The sequence below is a fragment of the Caldicoprobacter faecalis genome, assembly GCF_900115765.1.
GTDB classification, from domain to species: Bacteria; Bacillota; Clostridia; order Caldicoprobacterales; family Caldicoprobacteraceae; genus Caldicoprobacter; species Caldicoprobacter oshimai.
Genome location: NZ_FOXR01000001.1, coordinates 1 through 25,768, shown reverse-complemented (window position 1 = coordinate 25,768; position 25,768 = coordinate 1). Strand labels below are relative to the sequence as shown.

The following is a 25,768-nucleotide window of genomic DNA, read 5'->3' as shown; positions in this document are numbered from 1 at the left end:
CCCCCTACTCCTCGCTGAGCCAGTTGCGTAACAGCTGCGCCACAGCCTCAGGTTGCTGCGATACAAGCTTTTCAATCTGCTTTTTAATCTCGTTGTGCTTATCCGTTATTTCCAGCTCTTCTACAGTGGGTTGCTGTATTTCCAGCTCCTGCGGTGCTGGTTGCTGTGCCTCTTGAGTCAAAATCTCTTCAGCGGTGGCAGCTTCCAGCTGTACGCGGCGTGAACGCATGCGCATCAGAAGCACAGCAGCTATAGCGATCCCCACACCTACTGCCACGGGAACGGCCCAGTACTGCCAGCCCATCCTTTCAGCTTGTCGCCGCTCAAAGCCTTCAAGCAGCTGTTCCTGCAACGAAGTATCAAACTTCATGTTTTGCACCACCACCCTTGATACATCCGTTCCCACAGCTGCTGCCACCAGTTCCTTGACCTGTCCAAGGATTTGCGGATCCAAGGATTCATTGTCTATGATAACTGAGATGGAGAGGTCCTCCACCTTTCCCTGCTGCTCTTCTAGGATTTCCTTTATTTCATTCACTTCATAATTGACTATCTCATGTGTCTTGTCGTACGAACCGTTTTCAGCGCCTTCAAGTTCCGGATACTGAGTGGTGTTGGACGTCTCACCCACAACACCTTCAGGGACCGCATTTCTTACCTTTTCCCTCAAAACCTCGCGGCTCGCGATTATCCCATCCTCGTCAACCACCGGTTCAAACCTTACCGACTCGGTAGTCTTCTTATCAAAATTCAGCTTAACGTTCACGGTAGCGACAACCTTCTTGTAGCCAAACACCGGCTCCAGCAGGTTGATGATTTGATCCCGTATGCGATCCTCCAGTCGGTGTTCCAGCTCAAACTGAGTACCCACCATCTCTTCCCCTTCTGCCTGATTTCCCGTCAAAACGTTCATATTTGTATCTACAACGGTAACGTTCTCCTCTTTTAGGCCGGGCACGCTCTTTGCCACCAGGCGAACTATGTTGTTGGCCTGAGAAGGGGTGATGGTATAGCCTGGCTTGGTCTTAATGATTACCGAGGCCGTCACAGGCACCTGCTGGCTCTTCAGCACAAAAACATCGTTCTCGGGCATTGCAATGGTCACAACGGCATCCTCCACCCCATCCAAAAACTTGATGGCCTGGCTTAAACGCTCCTGCAGCTGCATAATGAGCAATGCCCTTTTTTCTTCATCTGTTTGACCAAAATTGCTGTTTTGGAGAAATAGGTCATAATTGAACCCCGTCCTGGGATATCCTTCGCTTGTAAGCTGCATCCTCACCTCTACTTCCTTATCCTTGGGAACCAATATGGTGGATGTGCCCTCAACCTTAGGTTCAACGTTGAGCTCCTTTAACTTGGAGTATATCTCCGCCGTTTCTTGACTGTCCAAACCGCTATAAAGCACCACGTACTCCTGCCTAGACAAAAGCAAAGCGGCAATGACGATGATTAACAGCACCACAGATGTAATGATAATAAAAGCCTTCTTTTGAGCGCTGCTCAACCTTTCCCAGTACTGATTCAATTGTTGCTTAATGGTGTCCAGTGCCAACGCCATTTGATCCCCGCTTTCCTAGTGCCTATTATAATTTCAGCAGGTAACATGTGACTGCTCCCTGCTGATCAGCTGCTTTGAAATTCGTCATCATTTGACAACATTTATCTCCATATTACATAAAATTACCAGGCAAATAAATCGGTCTTTCGACCTATTTTTTCATCTGTACCATCGAACTTTGTCGCCTGTGGTGCTTTACAGATTGAGAATGAAATCATATTTGCATGCGCATGATTTCCTGATATGCTTCCAGCAACTTATTCCTGATTTGAAGAGTAAACTGCAGTGCGATATCGGCTTTTTCAGCGTCTATCATGACCTTGTGGAGGTTTTCTACTTGACCGGTGGCCAGAAGATAATTGTTGTATGCACTGGTCCTCTGCAGCTGCTGTAAATCCGAAATGGCCTGCTTCAGCACATCGCCAAAAGACAACCCCTGCTCCTGCTTCCTTATACCGCTGGATATCCCGGAAATATGTTTAGAAGGTGCGATGGAACCAATCTGCATAAACAATCACCCTCCCTATCTGCCGATCTCCAGTGCTTTCATGGCCATATTCTTGGAGGCATTAAACGCAGTGACGTTGGCCTCGTAGGAACGCGTGGCCGAAATCATATCCACCATCTCTCTGAGTATCTCTACATTTGGCATCAGCACATACCCATCTTCATCGGCATCGGGATGGCCCGGGTCATAAACCCTCTTGAAAGGTGTAGGGTCACCCTGAATCCTGACGGCTTTAACCCCACCACCTGAAAAACCTCTTATGCTTTCCTGCAGATACTGCTCAAACGGCTTGACATACTGCTCCTCTCTTACCACCACCACTTTTCGGCGGTAGGGCTCACCGGTTTCGGTCCTTGTGGTCTGAGCGTTTGCGATGTTCTGAGCGATCACATCCATGCGCAGCTTCTGTAGCGTAAGGGCTGAAGCGCTTATGTCAAATGCCCTAAACATCCTCTACCTCCTTCCCTCGTTTATGACTGTCTTTAACTTGCGAAACTCGCCAGATATCTTTTGCACCAGCGCATTGTACATGATGACATTCTTAGCCAAGCTGGTCATCTCCTCATCCATATCGACGTTGTTGCCGTCTTCCCTCATCTGTGTGCCACCGGTGCGCACAACTCGCGGCCTCACTTCGTCAATAGAACTTGCACCTATCTCAAGGTGCTTGGCCCTGGTCCTTTTGCCCTTTAATGTGCTGGCCTCAATGGCGGATTTCAGCTCCTCCTCGAATTCAACCCTGTATTTTTTATAGCCGGGGGTATCAGCGTTGGCGATATTATGAGCTATCACTTCATTTCGCAACCATGCAGCATCCAGAGCCTTCTCTAAAATGCCCGTATGCGAAAAAAGCTTATTTAACAAATCTCACCACCTGCCTAACCACAATTATCCAATAATTATTTATCAACTATATTCGATAAAAAATCACAAAATCCTTGTCGAAAACAAAAATTTTTCAATAAAAAAAGCGCATTTATAAAATGCGCTTTTTTTATGCAATAAGTTTTTGCTCTGCTCAGCTTCTATTCCTCTTCTTCTTTATCCTCAAGAAACCCTTCCTCGTCGTCATCAAATACTCCTTCTTGACCGATAACCTCAAGGAATGCTTGAAATACCTCCTCTAGCTCTTCTTCATCCTCGATGGACACATATACGTCATTCCCATCATCATCCTGTTCTACCCTCAGAATGACAACTCCGTCCTCGTCGGAATCGGGCTTATCCTCCTCTTCCATAGGCAGCAACACCATGTACTCCCTGTCACCGAAATCCAGGGTAAGCAGGTGTTCAAACTGCACAACCTCGTTGTTCTCATCGATGAGCTCAATTACGTTGGATTCCATTTCCATAAAATCAACCTTCTTTCTTTTTGTTATTTAAAAAATCCAGATAGCTTTGAAGAATGAGCACGGCTGCTACCTTGTCAGCCTTTTGCTTCCTCCTGGTACGTCGAACCCCTCCATCGATCATCAACCGGTGAGCTGAGACCGTCGTAAGCCTTTCGTCCCAGTAGACGATTTCCCCTGAGTATATATCTTTGAGCTCCTGGGCAAATTGTTTCACCTTTTCAGCCTGGGGGCCCAACGTACCGTTCATGTTTACAGGCAGGCCAATCACTACCTTCTCAGGGTTGTATTGCTCCAATATGCTGCGCAGGCTTGAAAACAGCTTGTCCTTGCTGGATTTTTCAAGGGTCTGAAGCCCTTGCGCGGTCCACCCCATCGCATCGCTGACAGCCACTCCTATGCGCTTGTCACCCACATCCAATGCCAGTATTCTCACAGGCCAATCCCTTTCCCGCATTTTATATTACCTTTATTGCCAGCTCCGGGCAAACGCTTCCGCAGTAGCCGCAAAGCACGCATCTGCTGTGGTTAACCTGCGCTTTCCCTTCTTCTCCAATGGTCAAAGCGCCCTGCGGACAGCGAGCCACACACCTGCCGCATCCAGCGCACCAGTCCTGTACAAACAGCTTCCTCTTATAGGATTTCAAAACCATTTCCAGATTATACGGTATCTCTCCGCTATTAAAAAAGCTGACGTTGGCGTATACCTCTTCCAACCTCTGCATCCCTATGGCAATGGAATGGACGTATGGGAAATCCAGGACATACCTCAAAGCCCGCTTAAACTCAGAAATCAGGTGTCCTCCTCCCAAAGGCTTCATGGCGTATATGCCTTTGCCATTTTTGTATGCCAGCTCTATTGCAGCCGTCATGTCTTCAAGAGTGCCATCCACTATGCCCACCCCGCGGTAGTTGAGTATGGGGTGTATCACATCGATCTCCTCCATGACAGCTGCTGCTTTGACTGCCGCCACGTAATGGGTGGATATCCCCACCGCCCGTATGACCCCTTGCTGCTTTTTAGCGATAAAATATTCCAACGCCTCCCTGTGACCCTTTAGGGTAAGAGGGCCTTCCTGTTCATGGAGCAGAAATATGTCTATATAATCACGCCCTATCCCCCTCAAAGCCCTCTCCAAAGTCTCACGGGCGGTCCGAGAATCATAGGCATACGATTTGGATGCTATTACAAGGTCCCTGTGCGACTTTAAAACCTCGCGTATATAAGGATATGTGCCGTACAGGTCCGCCGTATCGATGAAATTGACCCCCAGCTCCACAGCCTTGCGTATGACAGCTGCTCCTTCATCCAAAGGAAGGTTCCTCTGCAAGGGACCTATGGTCAGGCTTCCAAAGCACAGCTTGGACACCACAATCGGCGTATTGCCCAGCCTGTTGTACTGCATGAACGCTCCCCATTTATCTATTGCGGTTATGTTCTATATAGAATCGGAGCAGCTCCTCAAGCAGCTCGTCCCTCTCGAGCTTCCTTATGATGGAGCGAGCATTTCTGTGGCTGGTTATATAGGTGGGGTCACCCGATATAAAATATCCCACCAATTGATTTATGGGGTTATAGCCCTTTTCCTCCAGCGCTTGATAAACGCCGAGGAGGATATCCCTAGGGGTGTCGGACACCTCTTTCTTGAGCTTAAACATCATGGTTTCCTGAGGATCGCCATTCATACAATATATACCTGCCTTTTAAGAGGAATTCTTCAAAGTCTATCATACTCTATTTTGTATATTTTTTCAAACATAAAATGGCCATCTTTTATTTAATTTATACCCAGCTGCTTTGCCAGCAAAACGCATACCTGATCTAAAGCTTCCTGCACCTTGCCGGCATCCTTGCCCCCAGCCTGGGCCATATCCGGGCGCCCGCCACCGCCGCCGCCTGCTATTTTAGCCACTTCACGCAGCAAATTTCCCACATGGACTCCCCTGGCCACAGCATCCTTGGTGGCCCCGGCAGCAAAGTGCACCTTGCCATCCTTTACGGTGGCTAGCACCACAACGCCCAGCTTTACTCTATCTTTGACGGCGTCGACCATATCCCGCAAACCTTCCATATCCTGACCTTCTACGCTGGCAACGATACATTTTATGCCGCCTACATCCCTGCCCGACTCAACCAGCGAGTCCACAAGGCCTGAGGCCAGTTTGGCGCGCAGCTGCACAATCTCCCTCTCCTGCTCCTTAATCTGGGCAACCAACCCTTGTATTCTACCTTCAAGGTCAGAGGGATTGGTCTTAAGCTCTCTGCAAATATCGCCTATAAGCCTCTCCTGGTTCAAAATATGGTTATACACCTCAAAGCCAGTTATGGCTTCAATTCTCCTTACGCCGGCCGCAACCCCCGATTCGCTGAGTATCTTGAACATCCCTGCCTGACCGGTATTGGTAAGATGCGTTCCTCCGCACAGCTCAATGCTGAAATCCCCTATTCTGACAACGCGCACTATATCCCCGTACTTCTCTCCAAACAGCGCTATGGCTCCCATCTCCTTGGCCTTGTCAAATGTGGTCTCAATCACCTCAACGGGGATGACCTCCATGATTTTCTGGTTGACCAGCCTCTCTACCCTGAGTATCTCTTCGCTAGATAGGGCCGAAAAATGCGAAAAGTCAAAGCGCAATCTCTGAGGGGTCACCAGAGAACCTGCCTGCTCCACGTGCGGTCCCAAAACCTCCCTGAGCGCGCTGTGCAGCAAATGGGTAGCCGTATGGTTACGGGCGGCCGCCAATCTCGCCTCCTTATCCACTACAGCCTGTACAACGTCACCCTGCTTTAAGGTTCCAAAGAGCACCTTACCGTAATGTACCACCTTGTTGCCAAACAGCTTCTTTACGTCGCGTATCTCCATCCTTCCATTGTCCCACAAGAGCACTCCTTGGTCGGCCACCTGTCCGCCGCCTTCGGCATAAAAAGGAGTTTGATCCAATACCACCGCTACCTCATGGCCTTGGGCAGCGCTTTCAACCCTGGCCTCGTCTTTGATGATGGCCAACACGCGGCTCTGGCTTTCAAGAGCGTGATACCCCACAAAATTGGTTGAGGCATCCGCATCAATCAACTTATATATATTGCTGTCCATGCCCATATAGTCGGTTACGCGATGAGCTGCCCTGGCCCGTTCCCGCTGAACCTCCATCTCCTGCTGAAAGCCCTGCTCGTCAACCTCTAGGCCTTCTTCCTGCAAGATCTCCCTGGTCAGGTCAAGGGGAAAACCGTAAGTGTCATACAGCTTAAAGGCCTTCAAACCGTCCAGTACCTTCTGACCCCGCTGCTTCAAATCATCTATATACTCTTTCAAATAGGCCAATCCCTGGTCGATGGTCTCCCTGAAGCGCTCCTCCTCTATCTGTATTATCCTTAAAATATAATCCTCTCTCTGCTTGAGCTCTGGATAGGCCTGGCAGGATTGCTTTATGACCGTTTTGGCCAGCTGGCTCAAGAAAGGCTCCTCTATTCCCAGCAGCCTGCCGTGGCGCGCCGCTCTCCTCAAAATCCTGCGAAGCACGTACCCGCGCCCTTCGTTGGAAGGCAGTATTCCATCGCCTACCATGAACGTGGTGCTTCGTATGTGATCGGTGATCACCCGCAAAGACACATCGGTTTTGTATGACTCCCCGTATTCAACCCCCGCGATTTGGCTCACATGTTCGAGTATATCCTTTATGGTATCGACTTCAAAAAGGGAGTCCACCCCCTGCATTATGGCAGCAATCCTTTCAAGGCCCATACCGGTGTCTATATTGGGATGCGGAAGGGGATGATAATTCCCTTCTTCATCTTTGTTGAATTGGGTAAATACCAGATTCCAGAACTCCACAAACCGGTCGCAATCACAACCAGGGCTGCAATCGGGTCTGCCGCACCCTTTGTCCGGCCCTCTATCGAAGTATATCTCCGAACACGGACCACAGGGCCCTGTACCTATCTCCCAAAAGTTGTCTTCCTTTCCCATCCTCACGATTTTATGCTCGGGAAGCCCAACGCCCCTGTGCCAGATTTCAAATGCCTCATCATCCTGCTCATATATGCTGACCCACAGTCGATCTTCAGGCAGCTTCAAGTCCTGAGTGACAAATTCCCATGCCCACTCGATAGCCTCTCTTTTGAAATAATCGCCAAACGAGAAGTTGCCCAGCATCTCGAAGAATGTGCCATGTCTGGCGGTCTTGCCCACCCTTTCGATGTCGGGGGTGCGTATGCACTTCTGGCACGTGGCAATCCTCTTTTTGGGAGGCGTCTCCTGCCCAGTAAAGTAGGGTTTAAGCGGAGCCATGCCGGCATTTATCAGCAAAAGGCTCTTGTCCTTCTGTGGAATCAGCGGAAAGCTCGGCAGTATCAGGTGATCCTTTCCCCTGAAAAACTCTAAAAATCTTGTCCTTATCTCGTTAAGGCCCAGTTTCTCCATTTATGTATTCCTCCTCGTAAGACAATTAAATAAGCGTCTCCCCCCTACGGCAGGAGCGGGACGCAGCTTCAGGTCCTCTATCCTACTAAAAAGCTTGAAAATTCGGCTAATTCCGTCCTAATCCTGCTATTTACTCATGATTATATAGAACCCCAGATGTTTTGTCAATTATATCAAATCCTGCTTTCAAATTCGTTGTTCATTCGACTTTTTAAGCCCTAGTGTGATACTGTCACTATGCTCAAATATATGTTTTTCACTATAACCCGTATTATAAGCACCACCGGCACGGCCAAAAGCATGCCCGTTATTCCGAAGAACATTCCGCCAATCCATAAGGATAGTATTATATAGACGGGATGGAGCCCCACGTGATCGCCCATGATTTTGGGAGTGATAAAGCTGCCTTCCAGCTGCTGAACCGCTACCATGACCACTATGGCCCAAACGATTTTCGATGGGGCATTCAGCGCGGTAATCACCACAGCCGGCACTGCCCCCAGCCATGGTCCAAAATAAGGGATTATCTCAAATATGCCAGCCACAATTCCCAGAATCAGGGCATAAGGAATTCCGACAACAAGGAATCCCAGTGTGGTAAACACCCCAATTACAAGCGATATGATAATCTGGCTTCTTATAAAGCGGTTGAGTATGTAATGGACTTCAGAGAAGGTGCACATTATGCCTTTTCTGTATCGAATGGGGATGATGCTGACCATGAGCCTTTTGAAGTATTTCCTGTCCTTTAAAAAATAAAAGCTCAACACCGGAATCATGAACAGTTCAGGTATGCCGGATGCACCGTCCATAAACCTTTCGAGAGTATTCCGCGTAATTTCAATCAGGCGCCTCTGTATGCTCTCTATGGTTTCTTCCATGGTCTGTTGTACACCATAGGGTAGTCCCATGCTTTTTAGCCGCGATTGAAACCCGGCGGCCAACTGCTTCAACTGGTAGGCATATTCTGGGATATACTGGCTCAGGGAAACCACCTGCCTTATAAAGGGTGGCACAACCAGAAATCCAATAGCGACCAGCAATAGGAACAATCCCCCAAATAACACTATTATCGCAACATTCCTGGGCATAAACCTTTCCAGCCATTCGCTTATCGGCACCAGAATATAGGAGATTATGATTGCAAAGAAGACGACGCGAAATACGCTAGATAATTTTCCCCAATGTGAGATGACGATAAGCAATAAAATGAAAAAAAGTAAAAATACAAGTCCAAATACGATATACCTCTTGTACGCCTTCACCTGTCAGCCTCCACCCTGTTTTTTAAATATTTAAAATAGGCCCGTTTCCGGGCCTATTGATTATCTCTTTTCCTTCATTTCAGACAACATGTTCGCCATTATCTGAGAAGCATTGTCCATAATATTCTTGCCATTCCAAAATTTTCGCCTCATCTCGTTGTCTTTACCCGGCATGAAAAGCATGCTTGCTGCAATGCCCACCATGCTTCCGGCTATAAAACCCCTTAAATACTTGTTCACCAGTATCCCACTCCTTTCTCGTGATTTATTTGAGGTCAAGCAAAGTCTTAATTCCTCTGTTGTATGCCTTTATCTGTTGAGTCTGTTCCATTGATACAATCACCGCATCTTCGCTTATGCTGTTGGATGCGTCATACGGCAGGATATACCGCCCTTCCAAGAGGTCGTCGATAACGCCCCTGGATATTTCAAACCCTTCTATGCTGCCATCGTTTGGGTCGAGTATTATATCGCTGATAAGCCCTAATTCCTGCCCGTCACCCCTTAAAAGCTGACGGCCTAGAATCCTCTTGCCATACTCTTCGTTTCCCCCCATTGACAAACCTTGGGTCCAGCTATCGTTTTGCAGGGGCTCATCTACGATAACAGCGTGCCTGCCTATGGTTCGCACCCATTCAAGAGGAACATGCTTTTTCCTTTCAACCAACCCCTCACTTGATATCACTAACCCTTTTATCTTTTGATGCCCGGGTTTAAATATTATATCTGCCACCACCCCCATCTTTTTACCCGTCCTTGCAGATATGACGGGTAAGCCCAAAAGCGACCCTCTTTTCATTCCGCGCAGCATTTTCCAAGCATCCCCATTGGCATCAACCCCATTTTTCATTTGCTATGCATTCTTATTATCCCTCAATGTTTAAAAAAAGATGACACGGGCGATAATTATAATTTTTGGTAAAAAAATAAGCCGGCATTGAGCCGGCATTTATGCAATCATTAAATTATAACTTTATGAAGCTTACCCTCAAAACGTTATCCAGCATCTCAATTTGCTTCAAAGCTTGAGGGCTGACTTCCTGGTCCACGTTGAGCACCATTAAAGCCCTGCCTTCTTTGCGGTTCTGGCTGACCCTCATGGTCTCGATGTTGACGTTCTCATTGCCAAGTATGGTGCCTATCTTGCCTATAACCCCCGGCCTGTCGTAATTCTGTATAACCAGCATATACGGAGTGGGTTCGAAATCCACCTCGTATCCACCGAAATTGACTATCCTTATCTCATCCTTTCCAAATACGGTACCGGCAAAGGTAACCTGCTTCTTGCTGTTGGTAACCTTTACTGTTATCAAATTGGTGTAATGGTCTACCTCGCTCCTGATGCTCTCGATCACCTCGATGCCTCTGTCCTTTATCAGCATTTCCACGTTGACAAAGTTGATTCGCTCCTCTATAACGGGCTCCAGCAACCCCGAAAGGTAGGAAAGCGTTATTATCTTGGTCTCCTGCTTTGCTATATCACCGCTGTATATGATTTCGACCTTTTGTACCGGGAGTTTCTCTGCACGGTAGTACAGCCTGCCCATGATTTCAGCCAGCTTCAGGAAAGGCGACAGGGCGTGTATATTGCGAACGTGGAGCCCGTGCAGGTTTACGGCATTGACGATGTTGCCTTTTAGCGCTTCGGATACCTGCTTTGCGATCTCCAATCCTACGTTTTCCTGTGCTTCCTCGGTGGAAGCTCCAAGATGTGGCGTAAATATCACGTTTTCAAGCTCCAATAGCTTGTGGGAGAAATCGGCGCCGCCGGGCACCTCCTTGGGTTCCTTCTCAAACACGTCAATGGCCGCGCCGGCGATCCTGCCGCTCTTCAATGCGTTGTACAGGACCTCTTCGTCCACCAGCCCGCCGCGGGCGCAGTTGATGATCCTCAAGTTGGGCTTTGCCATAGCCAGCTCTTTCTCGCCGATCATGCCTACCGTCTCGTCGGTCTTGGGAAGGTGTATGGTTATAAAATCGGCCACTCTCATGACTTCCTCGATGGAGTTCAACCGCTTAACGCCCAACTTCTCAAACCTCTCATCGGTTATATAGGGGTCATAACCCATAACGTTCATGCCCAGGGCTTTCAGCCGGGTCGCCACGTTGGAACCGATCCTGCCAAGGCCTAGTATCACAACCGTCTTGTTATAAAGCTCTACTCCCTTGAACTTGCTGCGGATCCACTTACCGCTCTTTAAAGCGGTGTATGCCTGGGGGATGTTCCGCGCTAAAGCCAGCATCAAGGCGATGGTATGCTCGGCGGTGGATATGTTGTTGCTCTCTGGAGTGTTTACAACTATGATTCCCTTTCGCGTGGCCGTTTCAACGTCTATATTGTCTACACCGGTACCGGCACGGCCGATCACCTTGAGGTTAACCCCTTTTTCTATGACCTCGGCGGTTACCTTTGTAGCGCTCCTCACAATAAGTGCATCATACTCCCCTATGCACTCAAGGAGGGCTTCGGGAGTAAGGTCTGTGCGCTCATCAACTTCAAAATCCTTTCGCAAAAGCTCAATGCCGCATTTTGCTATCTTTTCGGTTACCAGTATCTTCATAGAAACCACCTCCTCACATCTTCAGTGTCTTAAGGGCAGCCGTCACGCCAGTGCCCAGCTCCAGCTTATAGCCTACCTTGAGCAATGACAATTCTAAAGCGGTAATGGTTTTCAAAAGGTCAAACCCATCCACATAGCCCATGTGGCCGATGCGCATGATCTTCCCTTTAAGGTGCTGCTGTCCACCCGTCACCATTATGTCGTACTGCAGATTCATGATCTTCCTTACCTGGTCTATATCTATACCTTCGGGAGCCTTGATGGATGTGATGAGGTCAGAAGCGTACCTCTCATCGGCAAACAGCTCCAGTCCTAAAGCCTTAACTGCAGCCCGGCAGGCCTCAGCCAGATTCCTATGCCGTGCGAAGATGTTCTCCAGCCCTTCCTCCAGTATCATGTCCAGCGCCTCACTAGCCGCAATGACCAGCGACACTGCAGTGGTATAAGGGGTAGTATTGTCGTTCAACGACTTTCTATAGGCCAGGAAGTCAAAATAGAATTTGGGCAATTTCGATTTTTCAATGGCCTTCCATGCCTTCTCGCTCACGCTTACAAACGCCAATCCAGGAGGTAACATCAGGGCTTTTTGCGAACCGGCAATCACCATGTCGATTCCCCACTCATCGGTCTTGACCTCCATCCCGCCCAAAGAGCTTATGGCATCCACGATATACAGGCAATCACGGCCTTTGAGTACCTCTCCAATGCCCTTGATATCGTTTGCCACACCGGTAGACGTCTCGTTGTGGGTCACAAAAACGCCCTTTACGCCGTCGCCTTCTGGGCTGTCCAGGAATTTTTTTATCTCTTCCGGATCAGCTCCGCATCCCCATGGAACATTTATTACTTTCACGTCCAACCCGAAGCGGGTGGTTATCTTGACAAATCGATCGCCAAACACCCCTGTGCTGACTACCAATACCTTATCCCCAGGGGAAAATGCATTGGCTACCGCAGCTTCCATACCGCCGGTCCCAGACGATACCAGTGTGAGCACGGGATTTTGGGTCTGAAACACTTTTTTGAGCCCCTCGTTCATCTTGACAAAGTAACGCTCAAACTCCTTTGTACGGTGGTGAATAATCTGCCTTGCCATGGTCTCTCTGACCTTATGCGGAATCATGGTAGGCCCGGGAGTCATGAGTAACTTGTCTTTTCTCATCTTGACATTACCTCCTCATTTCAAAACTTTATAAAAATTTAAAAACCCGTCCTTGCAAGCCAAGGACGGGAATATCTTCACGTGGTGCCACCTTGTTTTACCCGGGAACATCCGGGCCTCATTTGCAGATAACGGTTTTCGCCGGTATTGGTTATTTCCCAACCAACTCCGAGGTGGATTCAATAGGGCCGCCTTGGCAGCTCGCACCAACCGCTACCTCTCTGGATAGGCTAACTCCCTATCTACTACTCCTCTTCATCGTCTTTGCTCTATTTAAATTTTATTGTTAATTTTACAACAAACTCTATGATATGTCAATTACTTTTAACCATAAATTCCTTCAAACAAGCATAAACTTTACACTCACCAGATGTTCGCATAAATTTTAAAATAAGAAGTTACAATTATTTATGGCCCCGGCACCAAGTTCATAATATCTTCCTTTTGTCCATCTACGTTTATATAGTAATCGGGCACATCTCCCACGATAATGGTTTCGGTAATGGGAATTCTTGTCTTTACGCTGGCCGTATCGCTGCCCAGCGGAACGACTATGCGGACGTTGGCCTCCATCTCCATATAAATCTTGTGGCGCGTCTGATTTATTCCCGCATTTTCAAACTCTGTAGCAAAGTCTATGGCCACCGACCCTATGGGTATGATGGTGACTTTGATCCTTGGACCTAAGCCGGCCAGAATTTTGCTGTTGAATATCGAGCCAAGAGGTATGTATATACCCTCCGCCCCCATTGAGCGAATCTCCTCTTGTGCAACGCTTGATGTTTCGCTAGCCAAGGCATTCATCCTGATGGTGTTGGCCTGTATCAACGATATCTTGCCGTTTCTATCGGTCATCACATTTATGAGGTCGGTATACTTTATATCAGTGTTCAACACCTTCTTAACCGCGTTGTTCATGGCCTTGATGGCTATATATCTTACCTGGGCTTCCGACATAGCTATAACCGTAGGCTTTATCCCTCTATCTATGATTAAAAATGTGATCAATAACGCTGCCAGCAGTGTAAACATAATAATGAAAATTTTATATGTCCCTCTTCTGCGCCTCATGAAGGTACACACCTCCCCTACAGTTTATGAATTGTATTAATAAATTGTTACTCAAATCTATGTGTATGTTGGATTTTTTCGATACGCTAAAATCACAACAGCTAATAAAAAGGCCGGTAATAAAGCGTTAGAAATGCATACATAGAATTTTAATAGGATTTTAAGAAAAATTATGCTATAATATATAAAAAGCCGGGCCGCATAAATACATTGCCTTGTATTGGAGGTTGACATGAAGAGAGAAAACATCAATAAGGAAAACAGGAAGCCAAAAAAGGGCATTCATAAAATAAAAGGATATTTCCAAGAGAGGACCAATCCGCCCAATTTCATATTGTCGGTGTTTGTAACAACTTTAAAGATGTTTGTGGTGCTGTTTATACTTTTAGGCTTTGCAGGATTTGGCGCGCTCTTGGGCATAGCAAAAGGATACCTTGATGCCACTCCAGCTCTTGACCTGGAACGCATTGAAAACCAAAGCGAAACCTCATTCATATACGACAGATACGGCAACCTGATCACGCCCTACTACGGCCTTGAGAACCGCGTGTGGGCATCGCTGGACGAAATCCCAAAGATGCTCCAGGATGCCGTCATCGCCGTTGAGGACGTGCGCTTCTACTCGCATCGCGGCATTGACTTCAAACGCCTTGTAGGTGCCATCATAAACAACCTCCGCAATGAATCGATACAGGGTGCCAGCACCATCACCCAGCAGCTCATAAAGAACACCCTGCTGACGCCAGAACGCTCCTACAAACGCAAGATCCAGGAGGCTTACCTGGCCATTCAGCTGGAACAGAAATACACCAAGCAACAGATACTTGAGGCTTACCTCAATACTAGCTATTTCGGTAGCGGAAACTACGGGGTAAAGACAGCAGCACAGGATTATTTTGGGAAGGAACTTAAAGACTTGACGTTGAGGGAGTGCGCCGTTCTAGCGGGAATACTTAGGAACCCATATTATTATGACCCCAGGAAAAATCTGTATGACCCCAATAGAAAGCCCGAGATAACCTACAACCGCACCAATTTAGTGCTGCGCCTCATGTACGAAAACGGCTTTATCACCAAGGAGCAATACGAGGAAGCCAAGCTTGACCCAAACAAGACCCCTGAAGAACAGGGCTTTAAAGTTATAGAAAAGTCCAATCGCGACTCCCTCTATCCCATGCCGCATTTTGTGGAATATGTGATATTGGATGTGCGGGACAGGCTGATGGAACATTTCGGTTGGACTGGCGACGAGGGCCGCCAGAAGGCTATGAAACTGATCCAGGAAGGCGGACTCAGGATATACACCACAGTTGACCCTGAAATCCAAAAAATTGCCGAGGAAGCGGTGTATAACTACAAAAATCTTCCTCCTCTGGCCAATTCTAAAGATAGAGTTTATACGGATCCCCAAGGACACGAGATACCGCAGCCTCAGGCAGCGGCTATTGTCATAGACCACACCACAGGCGAGATACGTGCCATTGTGGGCGGGCGGACTCCCCCTCAAGGCCGTTTCTGGACCAACCGTGTCACACAGGCATTGGCTGTGGGTTCAGCAATAAAACCTTTGTCTGTATATGGGCCTTTTATCGAAGCCGGATATCCCGGGGGAATCATACTGGAGGACGTTCCTGTCCCCATAAAAGGATTGGAAGGCGAGTGGAATGGCAGGGGTTATCCACGCAATTACGACGGCAGATTTAAAGGGCTTGTGGACGTGCGTACAGCTATAAAAAACTCCATAAACGTAGCAGCCGCCAGAATAGTGCAGGAACGCGTAGGTCCTGATTATTCAGCTGAAAAACTGCTGGAATTGGGTATAACCAGTCCTCTGTATGTAAAAGAAAAAATAGTGACCGACCTCGCACTCGGGCAGGATGGCATAAACATGGTTGAAATGGCAGCAGCATATGCCGCCATAGCCAATAGAGGAATATATCAAACTCCTGTATCATTTACAAAGGTTCTAGACAGAGACGGAAATGAGATCCTGAATAAAGACAACATACAGGTAAAAAGAGCAGTATTTAAGGAGAGCACCGCTTTTATCCTGACGGACTGGATGGAGACGGTAGTAAACAGCGGCACCGGCACTAGAGCCAAGTTTTCCAAGCCGATGCACATTGCTGGCAAAACAGGTACATTAAATAATTTTATGGGAGTATATTTTGCCGGATTTACCCCATACTATACCGCGACCGTATGGATCGGACACGACGATTACAAACCCTTAAAAGATGATGCCCAGGGAGGCAGATTTGCCGCTCCTCTATGGAAAGCGGTGATGGAGCCTATCCACAAGGATCTGGAAAACAAACCATTTTATGATAAACCACCGGAAGGGGTAGTGCGCGTCACGGTCTGCGGAGTATCGGGCAAGCTGCCCAATGGCACACTGTGCGAAAACGATGCAAGTGGACGTAAACTTATAACCGAGTGGTTTCCTGTAGAGGCAGTTCCAAAAGAGAAGTGCGATGTGCATCAGGAGGTTGAGATATGCAAATATTCGAATAAACTCGCCTCTCCGTACTGTCCAAGGGAACATGTGGTCAAAAAATCAGTCATCGTACTGCCGAAAGACTCGCCTCTCAGGCAGTTGAGCAATGAACAGCTACAAAAATATTTGCCTGGTGCATTCAGGGATATGACGGACTTTTCAGCACTTGATTACAACAATCCCGAAGACAGGCAATATTTCTGCCCGCTGCATACACAGGAATGGTACAATTCTCAGCAAGTAAGAGAAGACCTGTACAAGCGAGCCCAAGACCTCATAAATTCTGTGCGGTCCAAAATATCTGATCCAAGGTACAAAGACAGGTTGAACGATGAGGCGCGTAATGCCTTGGAAAAGGCCATTGAAGCATTGCTCAAGAGCCTTAATCAGACACCGGTTGAACCTCCGGCAGAAGGTGAAAAACCGCTGACGCAGCTGCCGCTGTTTGACCCAAAGCCGATAGAACAGAATATGGCTTACCTGATCGAGCTTTCGAGGACGATCTTCGATTCAATAGATAGACAGATTCAAGAGGAAAACCAGATTCAAGAGGAAAACGCAAACCAAAACCAGCAAATGCCCTTCCCACAAAACAACTTTCCCAGCCACAACACCGACAACAACAGGAACAAGCGCGGACCAAACAATAAAAAAGGGGCACAGGATTGAAGTGCCCCTCTTTGCTATCTCTTCATCCTCGGATTGAACAACACAGCCGCCAGATAGCCGAATACCACTGCCGCAGTAATTCCTCCAGCAGCCGCCCTCACTCCTCCTACAAAAGCGCCCAGCGCTCCCATCTCGTCTACTCCTTTCATAGCCCCTTTAGCGAGAGCATAGCCAAATCCGGGGAGCGGAACGGTTGCTCCTGCTCCGCCAAATTTCACGATGGGCTCATACACACCTATAGCCGTTAGTATGACGCCTGCCGTTACGAAGCAGACCAGGATCCTTGCCGGCGTCAATCTGGTCTTATCGATGAGTATCTGTCCGATGACGCATATTAAACCGCCAACTAGAAAAGCCTTCAAATACTCCATCTTTCATCCCCTATCCATATCGATGGTTATGGCGTGTGCAATGCCGGGTATGGATTCACCCTGCTGGCAACTGGTGGTGCTGAGAAGAGCACCTGTTGACAAGAGCAAAATCCGCTTGTATACGCCTTCTTCCATTTTCCTCAGAATATAAGCGCCAAAGACCACCGCAGAGCATCCACAACCACTGCCTCCCGCATGCACATCCTGATCCTTGCTGTATATCTCGCAGCCGCAATCGATAAATCGATCGCTTATGTCATAGCCCTCTTTCTTTAAAAGGTCAATAGTCAGCTCCCGTCCAAACCAGCCCAGGTCACCCGTTACGATTAGGTCATATGCATCGGGCCCCTGTTGGGTATCTTCGAAGTGCGCTTTTATAGTGGCTGCCGCTGCTGGAGCCATCGCGGCCCCCATGTTATTGGTATCGGTTATGCCATAATCTATAACTTTGCCGGTGGTTATATGGGTGATATAAGGGGGTTTCATATCGTTGGACAGCAAAAAGGCACCCGCCCCTGTCACAGTCCACTGTGCAGTGGGTGGACGCTGGGTTCCCATCTCCAGCGGGAATCGATACTGCCTTTCAGCGGTGCAGAAATGGCTGGAAGTCACGCACAACACAAGGTCAGCGTATCCCGCGCTGATGAGCATGGCTCCCAACGACATGGACTCAGTAAGAGTCGAACAGGCTCCATACAGCCCGAAAAATGGTATTCCTAAAGTTCTGGCCGCAAAGTTTGCCGTTATTATTTGATTGAGCAGATCTCCACCAAATAAGTAATTTATGTCCTGTGGCTGCTTTCCAGCTCTGGTAATTGCCATTTTGGCCGCTTCCTGATACATGCGGCATTCTGCCTTTTCCCAGGTTTTTTCGCCCCATAGATCGTCCTCCAGGACCACATCGAAATACTCACCCAGGGGTCCCTGTCCCTCTTTTTTCCCTACTATGGTAGCCCTGGAAAGGATACAAGGAGGATTTTCAAGCTTTACGGTTTGACCACCCAATCGATGCTTTGCCATACAACTCCCTCACTTTAAAAAGAAGTATATCAATCCAACTAGTACTGATGCGCTGATGCCATACACCAACACAGGGCCCGCTATGGAAAACAGCTTGGATCCAACTCCAAACACGTATCCTTCCTTTTTGAATTCCATAGCGGGGGATACTATTGAGTTGGCAAACCCTGTAATGGGTACCACCGACCCTGCTCCCCCATACTTTCCTATATCGTCATAGACTCCCAGTCCCGTCAGCAGCGCTCCTATAAAGATCATCACTATTGCAGTAAAAGCTGAGGCCTCTTCAGTTTTCAAATTGAAATAGCTCTTCCCCAAATTGTTTACAGCCTGGCCTATAGTACATATGATTCCTCCTACCAAAAACGCCAATATGCAATCCCTCAAAAGGTTTGACTTGGGCATCTTCCGTTGCACATATATCTGGTACTCCTTGTTTAGCTTTTGCTGTTTGACGTCCACTTTTTCAAACCCCCTTTCCACCTGTTTTTTCAGGCCGCTAATTTAATTTATTCCACCGTCAGCGTTGAATTATACTTTTTGTTTTTCGCATCCCTGTCGTTCGACAGCTTCCTTATCAGGTCGTGCCTTTCCTCTTTCTCTTCAATATTTTTCATTTCCGGTCCCAATCTCTTTATTTGATGATAATACTTCATCTCTTTCACACCCTCGAACTTTATAACATCCATGCTGTATTTATCCATTTTACCTGTTTCAGTAAAATCCAGGTAACAGCCAGTAAATAAGCGAACCCGCTATTTTGCCTATTATTATGGCAAAAACCAGAATATATATAAATTTTATTATCCCGGCATAGCTTGCAACTATATATAGAACGTCCAGTACCTCTGCCAGCGCCGAAGCCAGCATCCCAACAAATATGCCCATAAATAGGGCTATAACAGGGAGCGCAAATTTCCCTATAGAAAATCTCAGGTCCATCACATATACCAGCGAAGACAAAAACGCCCCCGCCAAAATTGACAGTTTGACGAGAAACATATGCTTCTTTTTACCGCTTAGAGAGACAAGCCTGGGTGCAATACCCAGGGCTATAAAAAGCGTCGATAACCCTCCGCCCACCACCAATCCACCGGCCAAACCAATAAGCACTTCAAGCAACATTGATTCCCACTTCAATCTCCCTCGTTCTCCTCCTCGTCCTTTTTATAGGAAGAGATCTCCTTTTCGTAAGTATATACTTCCAACTCCAGAGGCCCCGGTTTTTTCTTCTTTTTGCCAATAGAAAAAACGTCAAAGAACACAGCTATGCCTATACCTATACCTATGGAATACGGGATACTTATAAGAAGCGGCCGCACGCTCTTTTCCCCGGTAATGATGTAATGCAGGACGCTGTGCACCTGATGCATGTTAACATCGGCATGAAAATACATTATGGCCAGCCCTGAGCCAATCATCAGCAGTAAAGCCGTCGCCACCAGCCTGAGCCACTCAATTAAGGCATTCGAAGGCTTCTGCTCCTTGTATTCTATGAGGGCTTTTCCCTCGCCAATCACGTGTATGTTGGAGATCCCCGTGCTTTCATTGATAAGCCTTATGACTTCAATAGCAGTCACAACATGATTTCTGTCTTGATGGGCCGGCAATATAACGATATTCCTTATAGCCTCTTCCACTTGCTGAGGGCAAAAGACATCTATCACATCTGTAAGGTATACAGGCCGTCCAGCCCTCTTTATGATATTTGGTTTAAATTGAAAGAAAACAGCAGCGTTATTTTGATATTCCTGTACCATAGCCGCTTCTTCCTTTATTCTTTGGCCTCAAGCACGTGATCTATTCTCCACTGCCTCATAGACGAATCGAGCCCCAGAATAAGTTTTATCCTGCTTTATGCCTTTATAGAACAACAGCCATATAGAAACTGCAACGGCTGCTAGCAGCAGGAGAGAGACCATAGCCACAGCCACTCCCTTAACCCTGGCTCTCATTCGCCATCCCTCCTAACAATTATCTTGAATTCCACTTTATCTTTATTATGTGCTCAACCTGCCTTTTTATCCAAAAAAAATAAACGTCCGGTCAACCGGACATTTTTACAGCATCTCCCTCATTTTCAAAAGCACCTTTTTTTCAATCCTTGAAACCTGCACCTGGGATATGCCCAATTCGTTGGCAATATCGCTCTGGGTTCTATCCTGAAAATACCGCATTATGATGATAGCCCTTTCTCTTCTGTCCAGCTTTGCCAGCATTTCCTTCAGCATAATGCGGTCTATCAGCTTCCCCATTTGACTGGTGTCCTGATGGATTTTATCGATCAGCAATATAGGATTGTCGTCATCTTCATATATGATATCGTATATGGACGAAGGGATACGGTTTGCTTCCAGGGCGTGGACTATTTCTTCTGGCGAAACGCCCATTTCGCCCGCGATCTCATTGATGGTGGGTTCACGGTCCAGCTTATTCTTAAGCTGTTCCTTGACGGTTTGTGCCTTGCTTGCCAGCTCTTTTAACGACCTGCTCACCTTTATGGGGCCATCATCCCGCAGGAAGCGCTTAATCTCACCCATTATCATGGGAACGGCATAAGTGGAAAATTGCACATTGAACTTAAGGTCATAGTTATTTATGGCCTTGATAAGCCCGATGACCCCTATCTGAAACAGGTCCTCGTATTCATAGCCTCTGTTCAAAAACCGCTTTACAATGCTCTTCACAAGGGCGATATTCCTTCTTACCAGCTCCTCTTTTGCCTTCTCATCCCCATCTTGAGCTTTGACTATCAGGTCCAATATTTCATTTTGCAAAAGCGTTTCCTTTCCTTTTCCGCGGTCAAAGGCTTCAAACGTATCCATCATTCTCTCCTCAGCTCTCCACCAGTACTCTTCAAGTATTTTACCAGTTTGACCCGTGTACCCTGGCCAGGAGCGGAAATCACCTCTACTTCATCCATAAAAGTTTCCATAACGGTAAATCCCATTCCAGAGCGTTCCAACTCAGGCTTTGAGGTATAAAGCGGCTGCCTTGCCTTCTCTATGTCCTCTATTCCTTTACCGTTGTCTATGACTTCGATCTCAATCTTTCCCTCATAAAGCTTTGCTATGATGGTTACAATACCTATAGTGTTCTCGTAGCCATGAATGATGGCATTGGTCACGGCCTCCGACACAGCGGTCTTTATATCGGCAATCTCCTCCAGCGTAGGGTCAAGCTGGGCTGCAAAGGCAGCGACAGTAACCCTGGCAAAGGATTCATTCTGCGACTTGCTGGGAAACTCCAGGCGCATTTCGTTTATGACCTCCACTATTCATCACACCCCCCTATACCAGCCAGCGCTTCCTCGAAACTGCTGTACTTCTTTATTATCCTATAAAGACCCGATACCTCCAACACCTTATGAATCTGGGGTGTGACATGGACCACAGATACCGTACCGCCTCGCTGCGAAACCACCTTGTACCTTCCTATAAAAACACCGACGCCCGAACTATCCATGAACTTCAGCTGGCTCAGGTCAAATACCATATGCTTTATGCTGGGGTCCTCCAGTATGCTATCCAACCGTTCGCGCACCGTATCGGCAGTATGATGGTCCAGTTCTCCCTCTAATTTGACTATAAGCGTGTGTTTGCTTTTATGACTCGAGATCTGCAAGAAAATCCCTCCTCCAGCTTACAGGCATAAGTACACTTATATATTCTTCATTCGCTTCAATTCTCCTTCAACGAATATTGGCTATTTTTGTATGTTATATTAAAAACATACAAAAATCCCTTCGATATTTGTCGAAGGGATTTTTGCGTTACGGGACCTCTACCTCCTGTATTTCCACCCTGATTGACTGCGTCTTGTTCATATCCTCGATTATCTTTCTTGCATCGGTCCAGTCCTTGTATTTTTTCTTCTCTTCTTCGGTGAGTATAACCTCATCCAACAGCTGCCTGCCAGTCATAGGCTTGTCGCTTACATAGGTTTGCATTATGGGATTGTTTTCAACAACGGTTAGAATAGCGTATACGTACTTCATAGCTTCCTCCAAACCCTCTCCCTTATGTATTTTCCCTTTACCAGTTTACAACAAAAAGACATAAAATTCAATAACTTCAACGTTTATTCGGGCATTAGCACGACTGCAACGATTTTGTCCAGCGGGTCCACTATCTCTACATCGCCATCCACTTTCAAATCGCATACCTTTATGACCTCCCCCGGCGCCATATCGCCAACATATACATCGATGTGAGACGGCAGCAAGTGCGCATAGCCTTCCACATTGATGATTTCAGCCTGACGCTGCAAAACCCTTCCCTTGCTTTCCAGTTCTTCAGCACCCATAAACCTTATGGGTATGCTCATGTTCACCTTTTCATTGGACGGCAAATCCTGCAGGTCTATATGAATGACCTCCCGGGTCACTGGATCTCTTTGAACTTCTTTTAATATTACTGTTTTTACGTCCTCTTCCATCGCTATCTCAAAAAGAGCAGATTCGCCAAGCTGCCGTATCAAAGAGTTCAATTCTTTCTTGCTGGCTACAAGCTGCTGCGGCATCTGATTGCCGCCATAGTAGATAGCAGGTATAAATCCCTGCCGCCTCAACTGCTTGGCGCTTTTGCCTTCTTCCCTGGGAAACACCTTCAATACCCTGTTGTTCACCCAATCACCCTTTCTTCATAATGACGTTTTTCATATTATATCCATTTAAGCTATATTTAAACATTCGTATATAAAACAAAAAAAGCAGCAGGAATTCCTGCCGCTTTAAGCGTTTAAAATTTAATAATAACCGTAGCCATCGTGCCAACCAGATCTCCTAGGGAAAAACCTTCTCCGCCTGCGGAAGAGTTCAGACAGGAGTATGATGGCGATCAAATCCCTCAATATGGGCATCCGTCGACGCTCAAACTGCAGGTTTTCGGCATCCAATTTCTCCTGCATTTTAACCCCCGCATACTCCTCCAGTTCTGGCATCTCTTTTACGCATAGATCATAACACCTGTTTATCATGTCCTCTACCTGGGTCTGGCTGGGATAGAGAACATACGGGTCATCCATCTCGTCACATATCCTGCACACATAAGGATATATTTTATAGTATATCTCAGGATACATGACGGGATAGACCATGCCGTCATAAACTTCGGGCTCCATCCAAGGAACCATATACCCGTACCTGTGGTGGTATTCTATCGGGTATCTGCAGTCAGGTATCCACAAGCGATCGTTGTAGTTCAAGGTACCGCCTCCCCCATATTTATAAAAATATATTCTTTTTTGCTATATAATATATGAAGGAGGCTGTCAAATGGTTTCTAACTTTATGCCGTCTCTCGACCTTTGTTACACTCCTTTATGACCTGGTCCAGTTCGTGTTCATCAAGGGTTTCCTTCTCCAGAAGGGCTTTCGCTATAGCCTCCAGGGTATACCTATGCCTTATGAGCAAACCTTTTACTTCTTCATAGAAAAGGTCCATGGTCTCTCTGCATTGCCTGAGCACCTCGTCTGAACCCTGCCGTATGCCGTTGCTGTAGAGAACGTCGTAGTTGAGAAGCCCTGAGCTTTTGCCCATGCCAAAGCGCCTTACCATATCGAGCAGCACCTCTGTAGCCCTTTCTAAGTCATTTGAAGCGCCGGTAGTGACGTTATCCTGGCCAAATACTATCTCTTCAGCGGCTCGCCCTGCCAAGGCTATTTTTATGCTGTTTTCCATATCCCTCTTCCTGTAATACATCCTATCAGGTGGTATGTTCATGCTGAATCCCCCCATCCCTTTAGTGCTGGGTATTATGGTAACCCTTGAGACGCTGTGTTCTGGGGCTATCAACTTGGTCACCAGCGCATGTCCTGCTTCATGGAAGGCAGTAATCTCGCGGTCGAACCTGTGTATCGTACTTCTATCTTTCTTCTCCAGACCAGCCATGACAATGTAAAACGCCTTGTCTATATCCGACTGCTCGATGTACCCGCTGTCCCTCTTTGCTGCCAGTATAGCTGCCTCATTCATCAAGTTCTCCAGCTTTGCTCCGCTGAAATATACCGTTTGCTGCGCCACTTTATAAAGGTCGACGTCGCTTGAAAGAGGCTTACCCCTGCTGTGAAGCTTCAGGATCTCATACCGGCCTTTTACATCGGGCAGCCCAACTTCAATATGCCTGTCAAATCTTCCTGGTCGAAGCAAGGCTGGATCCAATACATCCAGGCGATTGGTGGCACCTATTACTACGATACCCTCATTATCCCTAAAGCCCGACATCTCAGCTAAAAGAGCGTTTAGAGTCTGATCACGCTCGTCATTGCCTCCTCCACCGATACCCCTATCCCTCTTTTTGCCGAGGGCATCAATCTCATCTATGAATATCACGCACTTGCCACTCTCCCTGGCTTTCCTGAACAGGTCGCGGATCCTTCCTGCACCTACGCCTACATACACCTGTACAAAATCGGAGCCTGACACAGCATAAAAAGGTACCCCGGCTTCACCGGCTACAGCCTTTGCAAGCAAAGTTTTACCCGTTCCAGGTGGGCCATAGAGTATGATGCCCCTCGGTAACCTTGCCCCGTACCGCGCATACTTCTCAGGATTTCTTATAAAATCTATCACATCCTTCATGCTCTCTCTGGCTTCATCGATTCCAGCCACATCATCAAAAGTAACCTTCTTGTCGTCCTCGGGGTATACCGAGATCGATGATATCTTTCCCATACCCCCCTGCGCCTGCTTCACCGTTTTGGTCGACAGAAAATACAAAAAGCCTCCAAACACGCCCATGGTGATGAGGAAACTCCCTGTATCTCTTATTTGAGATTGACGGGCCATCTCGTCCACGGCGATACCTTTTTTGAGCAGTTCCTCCTTGAACCCTTCTTTTCGTGGATTGTCGGTTATAAATTCGGTACCGTCCTTGAACTCACCCTTGAGCAGGTCTCTATCATCAAGGTAGACTTTGGCTACCTTTTCCCGATCCACCGCCCTTATGAATTCGTTGTACGAAATTCGCTGGGGATCTGGCTCAAAATAGAGGTATATATAATACCCGATGACTGCCAGCAACAATATGGACGCCAGTATCCACATCCTCTTTTTCCCACTGTGCACCCTTCTCACCCCCGTTCGTCTCATATATAGAGGTTGTACACTTTGTAGGAATGCCAGACCTCTTATATATAAGAGTATATATCATTATATATATCATTGCAAGTTCAAAAAACCTATTAAATTTACTCAAAAATTTGGAGAATAGTAATGTCAATAGTCTGTGAAAATGTCACCTCAAAAAGGATAATTTTATTCAGTAAAAATGTCAACTATGGGTTTTAAAAAATATTACAGAGATAATTT

At 47.1% G+C, this 25,768-nt stretch carries 30 protein-coding genes and 1 other annotated feature; of the genes, 1 reads left to right on the top strand and 29 read right to left on the bottom strand.

Annotated features, from left to right (window positions below):
- Positions 1 to 4: 4 nt before the first annotated feature.
- From fliF to yunB, 15 genes are all read right to left on the bottom strand, one after another.
- On the bottom strand, positions 5 to 1,561 hold the full coding sequence (gene fliF, locus BM241_RS00145; protein ID WP_092281777.1) for a flagellar basal-body MS-ring/collar protein FliF: 1,557 nt from the start codon (positions 1,559 to 1,561) through the stop codon (positions 5 to 7).
- A 214-nt stretch (positions 1,562 to 1,775) separates the two neighbouring features.
- Positions 1,776 to 2,069, bottom strand: coding sequence for a flagellar hook-basal body complex protein FliE (gene fliE / locus BM241_RS00140; protein WP_025746583.1), 294 nt, complete (start codon positions 2,067 to 2,069; stop codon positions 1,776 to 1,778).
- Positions 2,070 to 2,084: 15 nt separating this feature from the next.
- Positions 2,085 to 2,519 carry a flagellar basal body rod protein FlgC gene (gene flgC / locus BM241_RS00135; protein ID WP_092281776.1) on the bottom strand — a complete coding sequence of 145 codons (435 nt, stop codon included), beginning with the start codon at positions 2,517 to 2,519 and terminating at the stop codon, positions 2,085 to 2,087.
- A gap of 3 nt (positions 2,520 to 2,522) precedes the next feature.
- Complete coding sequence (gene flgB, locus BM241_RS00130; protein ID WP_025746581.1) at positions 2,523 to 2,933, bottom strand: flagellar basal body rod protein FlgB; 411 nt, start codon at positions 2,931 to 2,933, stop codon at positions 2,523 to 2,525.
- A gap of 161 nt (positions 2,934 to 3,094) precedes the next feature.
- On the bottom strand, positions 3,095 to 3,421 hold the full coding sequence (locus BM241_RS00125; RefSeq protein WP_092281775.1) for a DUF1292 domain-containing protein: 327 nt from the start codon (positions 3,419 to 3,421) through the stop codon (positions 3,095 to 3,097).
- Positions 3,422 to 3,425: 4 nt separating this feature from the next.
- Positions 3,426 to 3,875, bottom strand: coding sequence for a Holliday junction resolvase RuvX (gene ruvX / locus BM241_RS00120; protein ID WP_242948209.1), 450 nt, complete (start codon positions 3,873 to 3,875; stop codon positions 3,426 to 3,428).
- Position 3,876: 1 nt separating this feature from the next.
- Positions 3,877 to 4,824, bottom strand: coding sequence for an aldo/keto reductase (locus BM241_RS00115; RefSeq protein ID WP_092281774.1), 948 nt, complete (start codon positions 4,822 to 4,824; stop codon positions 3,877 to 3,879).
- 13 nt (positions 4,825 to 4,837) lie between these two features.
- A complete protein-coding gene (locus BM241_RS00110; RefSeq protein WP_025746577.1) occupies positions 4,838 to 5,104 on the bottom strand; it encodes an IreB family regulatory phosphoprotein in 267 nt (88 codons plus the stop codon).
- Between the two features lie 92 nt (positions 5,105 to 5,196).
- The gene (gene alaS / locus BM241_RS00105; protein WP_092281773.1) at positions 5,197 to 7,842 is read right to left on the bottom strand and encodes an alanine--tRNA ligase; all 2,646 of its coding nucleotides are present in this window, start codon (positions 7,840 to 7,842) and stop codon (positions 5,197 to 5,199) included.
- 218 nt (positions 7,843 to 8,060) lie between these two features.
- A complete protein-coding gene (locus BM241_RS00100; protein WP_025746575.1) occupies positions 8,061 to 9,107 on the bottom strand; it encodes an AI-2E family transporter in 1,047 nt (348 codons plus the stop codon).
- 60 nt (positions 9,108 to 9,167) lie between these two features.
- Entirely contained in the window at positions 9,168 to 9,347 is a 180-nt protein-coding gene (locus BM241_RS00095; RefSeq protein WP_092281772.1) for a YtxH domain-containing protein, read from the bottom strand.
- Positions 9,348 to 9,372: 25 nt separating this feature from the next.
- Complete coding sequence (locus BM241_RS00090) at positions 9,373 to 9,957, bottom strand: PRC-barrel domain-containing protein (protein WP_092281771.1); 585 nt, start codon at positions 9,955 to 9,957, stop codon at positions 9,373 to 9,375.
- Between the two features lie 115 nt (positions 9,958 to 10,072).
- The gene (gene serA, locus BM241_RS00085) at positions 10,073 to 11,668 is read right to left on the bottom strand and encodes a phosphoglycerate dehydrogenase (protein WP_092281770.1); all 1,596 of its coding nucleotides are present in this window, start codon (positions 11,666 to 11,668) and stop codon (positions 10,073 to 10,075) included.
- A gap of 13 nt (positions 11,669 to 11,681) precedes the next feature.
- The gene (locus tag BM241_RS00080) at positions 11,682 to 12,830 is read right to left on the bottom strand and encodes a pyridoxal-phosphate-dependent aminotransferase family protein (protein WP_025746571.1); all 1,149 of its coding nucleotides are present in this window, start codon (positions 12,828 to 12,830) and stop codon (positions 11,682 to 11,684) included.
- A gap of 58 nt (positions 12,831 to 12,888) precedes the next feature.
- Positions 12,889 to 13,098 (bottom strand) — a binding site (T-box leader).
- 140 nt (positions 13,099 to 13,238) lie between these two features.
- Positions 13,239 to 13,901 carry a sporulation protein YunB gene (gene yunB, locus BM241_RS00075; RefSeq protein WP_025746570.1) on the bottom strand — a complete coding sequence of 221 codons (663 nt, stop codon included), beginning with the start codon at positions 13,899 to 13,901 and terminating at the stop codon, positions 13,239 to 13,241.
- Between the two features lie 232 nt (positions 13,902 to 14,133).
- On the opposite strand from yunB, the gene BM241_RS00070 reads away from it, so the two are divergent.
- Positions 14,134 to 17,067 (top strand): transglycosylase domain-containing protein, encoded by a 2,934-nt coding sequence (locus BM241_RS00070; RefSeq protein WP_092281769.1) that lies wholly within the window; start codon positions 14,134 to 14,136, stop codon positions 17,065 to 17,067.
- A gap of 14 nt (positions 17,068 to 17,081) precedes the next feature.
- On the opposite strand, the gene spoVAE is transcribed toward BM241_RS00070, so the two are convergent.
- From spoVAE to ftsH, 14 genes are all read right to left on the bottom strand, one after another.
- The gene (spoVAE, locus tag BM241_RS00065) at positions 17,082 to 17,438 is read right to left on the bottom strand and encodes a stage V sporulation protein AE (protein WP_025746568.1); all 357 of its coding nucleotides are present in this window, start codon (positions 17,436 to 17,438) and stop codon (positions 17,082 to 17,084) included.
- Between the two features lie 3 nt (positions 17,439 to 17,441).
- Positions 17,442 to 18,458: a stage V sporulation protein AD gene (spoVAD, locus tag BM241_RS00060; RefSeq protein ID WP_025746567.1), complete on the bottom strand. Its 1,017-nt coding sequence runs from the start codon at positions 18,456 to 18,458 to the stop codon at positions 17,442 to 17,444.
- A gap of 9 nt (positions 18,459 to 18,467) precedes the next feature.
- Entirely contained in the window at positions 18,468 to 18,920 is a 453-nt protein-coding gene (spoVAC, locus tag BM241_RS00055) for a stage V sporulation protein AC (protein WP_092281768.1), read from the bottom strand.
- 47 nt (positions 18,921 to 18,967) lie between these two features.
- On the bottom strand, positions 18,968 to 19,147 hold the full coding sequence (locus tag BM241_RS00050; RefSeq protein WP_143094026.1) for a hypothetical protein: 180 nt from the start codon (positions 19,145 to 19,147) through the stop codon (positions 18,968 to 18,970).
- Positions 19,148 to 19,172: 25 nt separating this feature from the next.
- The gene (locus BM241_RS00045; RefSeq protein ID WP_084054592.1) at positions 19,173 to 19,598 is read right to left on the bottom strand and encodes a stage V sporulation protein AB; all 426 of its coding nucleotides are present in this window, start codon (positions 19,596 to 19,598) and stop codon (positions 19,173 to 19,175) included.
- On the bottom strand, positions 19,595 to 20,218 hold the full coding sequence (locus tag BM241_RS00040; RefSeq protein ID WP_025746565.1) for a stage V sporulation protein AA: 624 nt from the start codon (positions 20,216 to 20,218) through the stop codon (positions 19,595 to 19,597). Before BM241_RS00040 ends, BM241_RS00045 begins: the two co-directional genes overlap by 4 nt.
- A 27-nt stretch (positions 20,219 to 20,245) precedes the next feature.
- The gene (locus BM241_RS12330; RefSeq protein WP_156925025.1) at positions 20,246 to 20,413 is read right to left on the bottom strand and encodes a hypothetical protein; all 168 of its coding nucleotides are present in this window, start codon (positions 20,411 to 20,413) and stop codon (positions 20,246 to 20,248) included.
- Positions 20,414 to 20,518: 105 nt separating this feature from the next.
- Complete coding sequence (sigF, locus tag BM241_RS00035; protein WP_025746564.1) at positions 20,519 to 21,283, bottom strand: RNA polymerase sporulation sigma factor SigF; 765 nt, start codon at positions 21,281 to 21,283, stop codon at positions 20,519 to 20,521.
- Positions 21,283 to 21,732 carry an anti-sigma F factor gene (gene spoIIAB / locus BM241_RS00030; protein ID WP_025746563.1) on the bottom strand — a complete coding sequence of 150 codons (450 nt, stop codon included), beginning with the start codon at positions 21,730 to 21,732 and terminating at the stop codon, positions 21,283 to 21,285. Before spoIIAB ends, sigF begins: the two co-directional genes overlap by 1 nt.
- Positions 21,732 to 22,082: an anti-sigma F factor antagonist gene (spoIIAA, locus tag BM241_RS00025; protein ID WP_092281765.1), complete on the bottom strand. Its 351-nt coding sequence runs from the start codon at positions 22,080 to 22,082 to the stop codon at positions 21,732 to 21,734. The genes spoIIAB and spoIIAA overlap by 1 nt, the downstream gene beginning before the upstream one ends.
- Positions 22,083 to 22,230: 148 nt before the next feature.
- Entirely contained in the window at positions 22,231 to 22,455 is a 225-nt protein-coding gene (locus BM241_RS00020; RefSeq protein ID WP_025746561.1) for a hypothetical protein, read from the bottom strand.
- An 83-nt stretch (positions 22,456 to 22,538) separates the two neighbouring features.
- The gene (locus BM241_RS00015; RefSeq protein ID WP_025746560.1) at positions 22,539 to 23,084 is read right to left on the bottom strand and encodes a 50S ribosomal protein L25; all 546 of its coding nucleotides are present in this window, start codon (positions 23,082 to 23,084) and stop codon (positions 22,539 to 22,541) included.
- A gap of 120 nt (positions 23,085 to 23,204) precedes the next feature.
- On the bottom strand, positions 23,205 to 23,663 hold the full coding sequence (locus tag BM241_RS00010) for a hypothetical protein (protein ID WP_025746559.1): 459 nt from the start codon (positions 23,661 to 23,663) through the stop codon (positions 23,205 to 23,207).
- 83 nt (positions 23,664 to 23,746) lie between these two features.
- Positions 23,747 to 25,525, bottom strand: coding sequence for an ATP-dependent zinc metalloprotease FtsH (ftsH, locus tag BM241_RS00005; RefSeq protein WP_242948208.1), 1,779 nt, complete (start codon positions 25,523 to 25,525; stop codon positions 23,747 to 23,749).
- Positions 25,526 to 25,768: the final 243 nt, after the last annotated feature.